This is a genomic window from Bradyrhizobium sp. (genome assembly GCF_019244115.1).
In the GTDB taxonomy this organism is placed as follows: domain Bacteria; phylum Pseudomonadota; class Alphaproteobacteria; order Rhizobiales; family Xanthobacteraceae; genus Bradyrhizobium.
Genome location: NZ_JAFATE010000668.1, coordinates 1 through 5,541 on the forward strand (window position 1 = coordinate 1; position 5,541 = coordinate 5,541).

Genomic DNA, 5,541 nt, shown 5'->3' on the forward strand with positions numbered 1-5,541 from the left:
GCCTGAACCGTGACGCGTCAGGCCTCCGCGCCCATGACCCGGATGCGGTCCTGCTGCTTGGACCAGGACACGTAGGCGGCGACCAGGGTCATCGCCGCGAGCCCGGCGGCGCTGACGGCAATCTGCATCGCGAGCGAATCGGGCCCGGTGATCAGGATGAAATGCGCGGCAAAGGAGAGAAACACCCCGGCACAGAATGCGGCAAGCCATTCCTCGCCGCATTTGATGACAGGCCGGAGCGCGACCGCGTGCAAAGCCGGCCAGTCGCGCGGCACCAGGGAGGTGAAGACGAAGGCGAGCGCGAGGAAGTGCAGCAGCCGATGCGGCGCGAGGTTCTCCTTGCTGTCCAGCGACAGCGGCCAGAGGCCCGGGATGATGCCGCCAAGCTCGGGGAAGTGTTTTGGCAGCGCGATGACCAGCGCCAGCACAAGGTAGGCGACCGCCGCGACGCGCAGCGCCGGCCAGCCATAGAGCGGAGCAACCAGCTCGCGGCCCTTCACCGCAAACCAGGCGCCGAGCAGGAACAGGAGCTGCCAGCAGAACGGGTTGAAGTCCCAGCGGCCGGCCGGGAAAGACGGCAAGCCCCAGTCGAACTGCCGGGCCGCGAGGTACAGTGCGGCCGATCCGGCGAGCGTCAGATGCGGCCGACGCAACATCGCCCACAGCGCCGGCGGGAACAGCGCCATCAGCACGATGAACAATTGCAGGCCGTCGAGGTTCAGCGGCCGCGCCTGCAGCAAGAGGCCGTGCATCAGCGTGCGCGTCGGGTGATCGACGATCCCGGTGACGTTGTATTCATCGAACAGGCTGGTGGCCGCGTAGCGCGCGGCGACGTTGCCGATCGCATCGACATAGACGACGAACAGCACGACATAGGCGACGTAGAGCTGGCCGACGCGCTTGAAGATCCGCGTCGTGGTGATGACGAAGCCGCGCTCCAGCATCATCGCGCCATAGATCAGCGCCACCGCATAGCCGGCGACGAACACGAACACGTCGGTCGCGCCGCTGAAGCCGTAATTGCGCAGCGTCACCAGGTTCACGGCGTTGTTCGGAATGTGGTCGAGAAACACGAACCAGTTGGCCATGCCCAGCAGGAGATTGATCCTGAGGTCATGGCCGCGTCCGGCAAGCGTATTGAGGGTCGGATCCATGAGCGAAGTCTGATTGATTCGGGCGCGAAATTTATCGGGTGGCGGCCATCACGTCCGAATAGACTTTGCGTGAGGGCGCGCTTTCCCTTGGATATTCAGCGGAACGTGAATGGGGCCGGCTTTTTTTGCATCCGGTGTCGTTTTCCGCACTCCTCATACGTCTTGGAGGGACATGCAGCCCGAAAAGGAGAGGCGTATGCAGCCGTCCTACCGCTGGGTGATCGTCGCCGTCGGTGCCCTGATGACATGTGTAGCCATCGGCGCGATGTTCTCGCTCGCGATCTACCTGCAGCCGATGTCGGCAGCGACCGGCTGGTCGCGCACCGGCATTTCGAGCGCGATGACGCTCGATTTCCTGGTGATGGGCGCGGCCGGATTCGGCTGGGGTAGCTTAAGCGACCGTTTCGGGCCCCGAATCGTCGTGCTGGCCGGCGCCGTGTTGCTGGGCCTCGCACTGGTGTTGGCGAGCCGCGCCACCTCACTGCTCACCTTCCAGCTCACCTACGGCCTGCTGGTCGGGCTGGCCGCCGGCGCCTTTTTCGCGCCGATGATCGCGGCCGCCACCGGCTGGTTCACGGACAACCGCAGCCTCGCGGTGTCGCTGGTGTCGGCCGGCATGGGGGTCGCGCCGATGACGATCTCGCCGTTCGCGCGCTGGCTGATCTCGACCTATGACTGGCGCATCGCGATGCTGACGGTCGGCGTCATGGCCTGGATCCTGCTGGTTCCGGCGGCATTGTTGGTGCGGCGGCCGCCGGCCGCGGCGGCAGCGGGTGCGGGGGCGCCACAGGTCGCAGCCGGCGAACCATCGATGACCGCAGCCGAGGCGTTCCGCTCGCCGCAGTTCATCGTGCTCGCGCTGACCTTCTTCCTGTGCTGCGCCGCGCATTCCGGGCCGATCTTCCACATGGTGAGCTACGCAATCGGCTGCGGCATCGCGCCGATGGCCGCCGTCTCCATCTACAGCGTGGAGGGGCTCGCCGGTCTCGGCGGCCGCCTGCTGCTCGGCCTGCTCGCCGATCGTTTTGGCGCCAAGCCGGTGCTGGTGATCGGGCTTCTGGTGCAGGCGTTTGCGATCGCGGCCTATCTCGCGGTCGACCGGCTCGGCGAGTTCTACGCGCGGGCGCTGGTGTTCGGCACCGCCTATGGCGGCGTCATGCCGCTCTATGCGGTGCTGGCGCGGGAATCTTTTGGCCAGCGCGCGATGGGCACCCTGTTCGGCGCCATGACCATGGCGTCTGCGATCGGCATGGCCTTCGGACCCTGGGCCGGCGGGCGGATCTTTGACGCCTTCAACAGCTACATGTGGCTCTATGTCGGCGCGTCCTCCGTGGCCATTGCCGCTGCTGCCGTGGCACTGGTGTTCTCGCCGCGGCGGCAGGAGGTGCGGCTGCAGACGGCGTGAGGGGGCTTTCGGAGAAGGCATGAACGCCGGCGCGCGGATGGAGCAGTTCGAGGGGCTGGTGCGGGCGATCGTTTCCGGCGACGTCGAGGCGGCCGGAAAAATGCTTCGGACTGCGCCGCATCTGGCAACCGAACAGGCCGCCTGTGGCGCATCTCGCCAGGCAGCCGAAAACCACTTCTACGGCGAAATACGTCATTACATGTATCAGGGAGATACCGCTCTGCACATGGCAGCGGCGGCCCACCAGGTGCTGATTGCTGCGGACCTGATCGCCATGGGGGCCGATGTCCGCGCCAGGAACAGGCGCGGCGCGGAGCCTGTTCACTACGCCGCTGACGGTGCGCCTGGCTCGCCCGCTTGGAATCCCGCTGCACAGGCAGCAACGATCCGATGCCTCATCGCGGCGGGTGCGGACCCAAACGCCATGGACAAGAGTGGTGTCGCGCCGTTGCACCGTGCCGTCCGCATGCGTTGTGCCGCGGCCGTGAAGGCTCTCCTCGATGGCGGCGCCGATCCGCGGACGCCCAACCGGAACGGCTCAACGCCGGTGCGCCTTGCGATGCTGACCACCGGCCACAGCGGCGCCGGATCGGCGGCGGCGAAGGCGCAACAGAGCGAGATCCTGCGCCTGCTCGACGAGCATGGAGCGGTCTGACCCTGATGGAATCCGACGCGCGCTCTGCGCGCTGCACGTCGGACATCATTGCACTTCGGTATGCCGCTTTGCCGTTCCGAACTGGACCTGCTTCCTGCTCAAGCGCCGAAAAGGAACTCCGCGACCTGATGCACCCGGATGAGCGGACTTGGGACGCCGAACCACGTGGCGCCGAAGCCGGAACGCTGGTGCGCAATTGGGGATCCACGCGAAATGTTGCGGCTGCGCGACAGCCGGCGAAACTCACCAAGGCGTGAACATCTCCTTGACTTGAATCAAGCGGCCCCCGTGGTCCCGATTGCCGACTTCTACATCGGGGCGAACGATGCGTTCTGCATCGGGGCGAATGATGCGACAGGAGCTTGCGATGATGATCAAGAAAATGGCGCTTGCAACGACTGCAGTTCTGATAGCGGCATCACCTCTTGCCAACGCCGCGGAAACGTCTTCGAGCACTGTAGGAATGACGCATCCGAGTGCCGCAGACCTGAAGAGCCTGACGGATGCGCGCGTGGCAATGATCAAGGCCGCCTTGCAGCTCACATCCGACCAGGAAAAATACTGGCCGGCCCTGGAGGATGCCATGCGGACCAGAGCGAAGAACCGGCAAGCCCGGTTTGAAAGGGTGGCGGAACTGCGCGATAGCGGCCCGATGGAAGCTCTTCACGAGCGCAATCCGGTCGAACTGATGCAGCGCCGGGCGGAGGCGCTCAGTCAACGTGCCGCCGACCTCAAGAAGGTCGCCGATGCCTGGGAGCCGCTCTACAAGACGCTCAGCGACGATCAGAAGAAGAGGATGGCTTTCGTGACAGTCGTGACCGCGCGCGGAATACGAGATACGATCGAACGTCGTATGGAAACCGAAGATGACGACGAATAGGCTTGGGCGCGCCTTCGAAACGCTGACCACGCAATTGCGAGCCCGAAGGGCAACGTAGTTTCGATTTGCCGGAACGTCTCTCCCGGCTTCAGGCTGGGGCGACGTTCCGGGACAGATGTTGTCCGAAATCCTTCACAATTGCTGACATTCGAAAACGAGAGGCCGCCGATGGAGGCGGCCTGTTATCAGCGCGGATGACGGGATAGCGGGGCGCTATCCCAGGGCGCATAAAGCACGCGCTCAACCGACACGAAGCGGACGTCTGCTGAATTGTCGGCCTCATTCAGCCTCGCGGCGGGTCACCACCAGCGCCGCCAAACCAAGGCGCAACACTTCCCATCACCGCCTTTGAAGTCCAGATGGAACCCGACACGGCCTGACGAGCTACTTCAAAGCGATCCGATCGGCGTTCGACGATCGCTCGATCCGTCGAGGCATCATCATTGCCGAGGGCCAACTCGTCGCTTGCCAGACGTGGATCGAAGGGACGTTCGTACGCGAGTTCACGATGTCGCCCGCCGGGCCGCTTCCGCCGAATGGACGGCGCGTCATCTTCGATTTGATCAACATCTTCAGGTTTGACGATCAGGGTCGGCTCGTCGAGGAATGGGTGCGAACCGATTACAGAAGTTTCCTCCGTCAGCTTGGCGCGGAGGGGAGATAGTTTTTCGCTTCAGCACTCCTGCAGCACACGCCAATGTTCGACACATGGACCGCAAGCGCCCCGTGTTGGCGATTTCGACAGTGCCCAAATGCACGCACTAGATTTGCGATGGCGCTTTCGATTCCGGGCTGCCTTGGCCAAGGCGTGGCTCGGTCCCAGCCAGCAGCCGCTCAATGTTGGCACGATGGCGTACCATCACGTAAATGCTGCCCGCAATCACCAGGAGCCGGTAGGGCAATGGTTGCTCCAGGCTGCAGATGAGGACGATCGCAGCCAATGCAGCCAGCATCGAACCGAGGGAGACAATCCGAGAGATGGCCAGCACGGCGCCAAAAACTGCCGCAGCACCCAGGCCGACCGGCCAGGACATCGCCAGCAGCACGCCCAGCCCCGTCGCGACGGATCTGCCGCCTGTAAAATTCAACCAGATCGAGCGGCCATGCCCGAGCAAGGCGGCAAGTCCGGCCAGGCAGACCGCCCAGGGCAGGACAGTCTGCAGATCAAGCGTTGCCGGTGGCGTGACGGACAGCAATGACGAGAGCCAGGATAGAACCAGCGGGCAAAGACGATCGCCGCGGCACCCTTCAGCACGTCGACCAGCAGCACCAGCAACGCAGGCCCTTTCCCCAGCGTCCGCAATACGTTCGTTGCGCCGGTGGATCTGGAGCCATGCTCTCGGATGTCGATGTCCTTGAGCAGTTTTCCCGCCAGATAGCCCGTCGGCGTCGAACCGAAGAGATAAGCGACCGCCAGCCCGGCCAGACAAGCTATCCAGAAAACCAT

At 64.3% G+C, this 5,541-nt stretch carries 5 protein-coding genes and 1 pseudogene; 4 read left to right on the forward strand and 2 right to left on the reverse strand.

Features of this window, described 5'->3' with window-relative positions; translation table 11 throughout:
- Nucleotides 1–17 precede the first annotated feature (17 nt).
- The gene (locus tag JOZ76_RS29065; protein WP_291704577.1) at nt 18–1,154 is read right to left on the reverse strand and encodes an OpgC domain-containing protein; all 1,137 of its coding nucleotides are present in this window, start codon (nt 1,152–1,154) and stop codon (nt 18–20) included.
- Between the two features lie 196 nt (nt 1,155–1,350).
- On the opposite strand from JOZ76_RS29065, the gene JOZ76_RS29070 reads away from it, so the two are divergent.
- The 4 genes from JOZ76_RS29070 to JOZ76_RS38400 all read left to right on the forward strand — a co-directional run bounded on the left by JOZ76_RS29070 (nt 1,351) and on the right by JOZ76_RS38400 (nt 4,758).
- Nucleotides 1,351–2,559, forward strand: coding sequence for an MFS transporter (locus JOZ76_RS29070; RefSeq protein ID WP_291704582.1), 1,209 nt, complete (start codon nt 1,351–1,353; stop codon nt 2,557–2,559).
- Between the two features lie 19 nt (nt 2,560–2,578).
- Nucleotides 2,579–3,214: an ankyrin repeat domain-containing protein gene (locus JOZ76_RS29075; protein WP_291704585.1), complete on the forward strand. Its 636-nt coding sequence runs from the start codon at nt 2,579–2,581 to the stop codon at nt 3,212–3,214.
- A gap of 367 nt (nt 3,215–3,581) precedes the next feature.
- Nucleotides 3,582–4,094 (forward strand): Spy/CpxP family protein refolding chaperone, encoded by a 513-nt coding sequence (locus JOZ76_RS29080; RefSeq protein WP_291704587.1) that lies wholly within the window; start codon nt 3,582–3,584, stop codon nt 4,092–4,094.
- 376 nt (nt 4,095–4,470) lie between these two features.
- Nucleotides 4,471–4,758 (forward strand): ester cyclase, encoded by a 288-nt coding sequence (locus JOZ76_RS38400; RefSeq protein ID WP_366112829.1) that lies wholly within the window; start codon nt 4,471–4,473, stop codon nt 4,756–4,758.
- Nucleotides 4,759–4,855: 97 nt separating this feature from the next.
- On the opposite strand, the pseudogene plsY reads toward JOZ76_RS38400, so the two are convergent.
- Nucleotides 4,856–5,541: pseudogene (plsY, locus tag JOZ76_RS29085) on the reverse strand (glycerol-3-phosphate 1-O-acyltransferase PlsY).

Bases quoted from the DNA above. Each gene is read 5' to 3' on its own strand.
- JOZ76_RS29070 (WP_291704582.1), top strand. From the start codon at position 1,351: ATGCAGCCGTCCTACCGCTGGGTGATCGTCGCCGTCGGTGCCCTGATG.
- JOZ76_RS29075 (WP_291704585.1), top strand. From the start codon at position 2,579: ATGAACGCCGGCGCGCGGATGGAGCAGTTCGAGGGGCTGGTGCGGGCG.
- JOZ76_RS29080 (WP_291704587.1), top strand. From the start codon at position 3,582: ATGATGATCAAGAAAATGGCGCTTGCAACGACTGCAGTTCTGATAGCG.
- JOZ76_RS29065 (WP_291704577.1), bottom strand. From the start codon at position 1,154: ATGGATCCGACCCTCAATACGCTTGCCGGACGCGGCCATGACCTCAGG.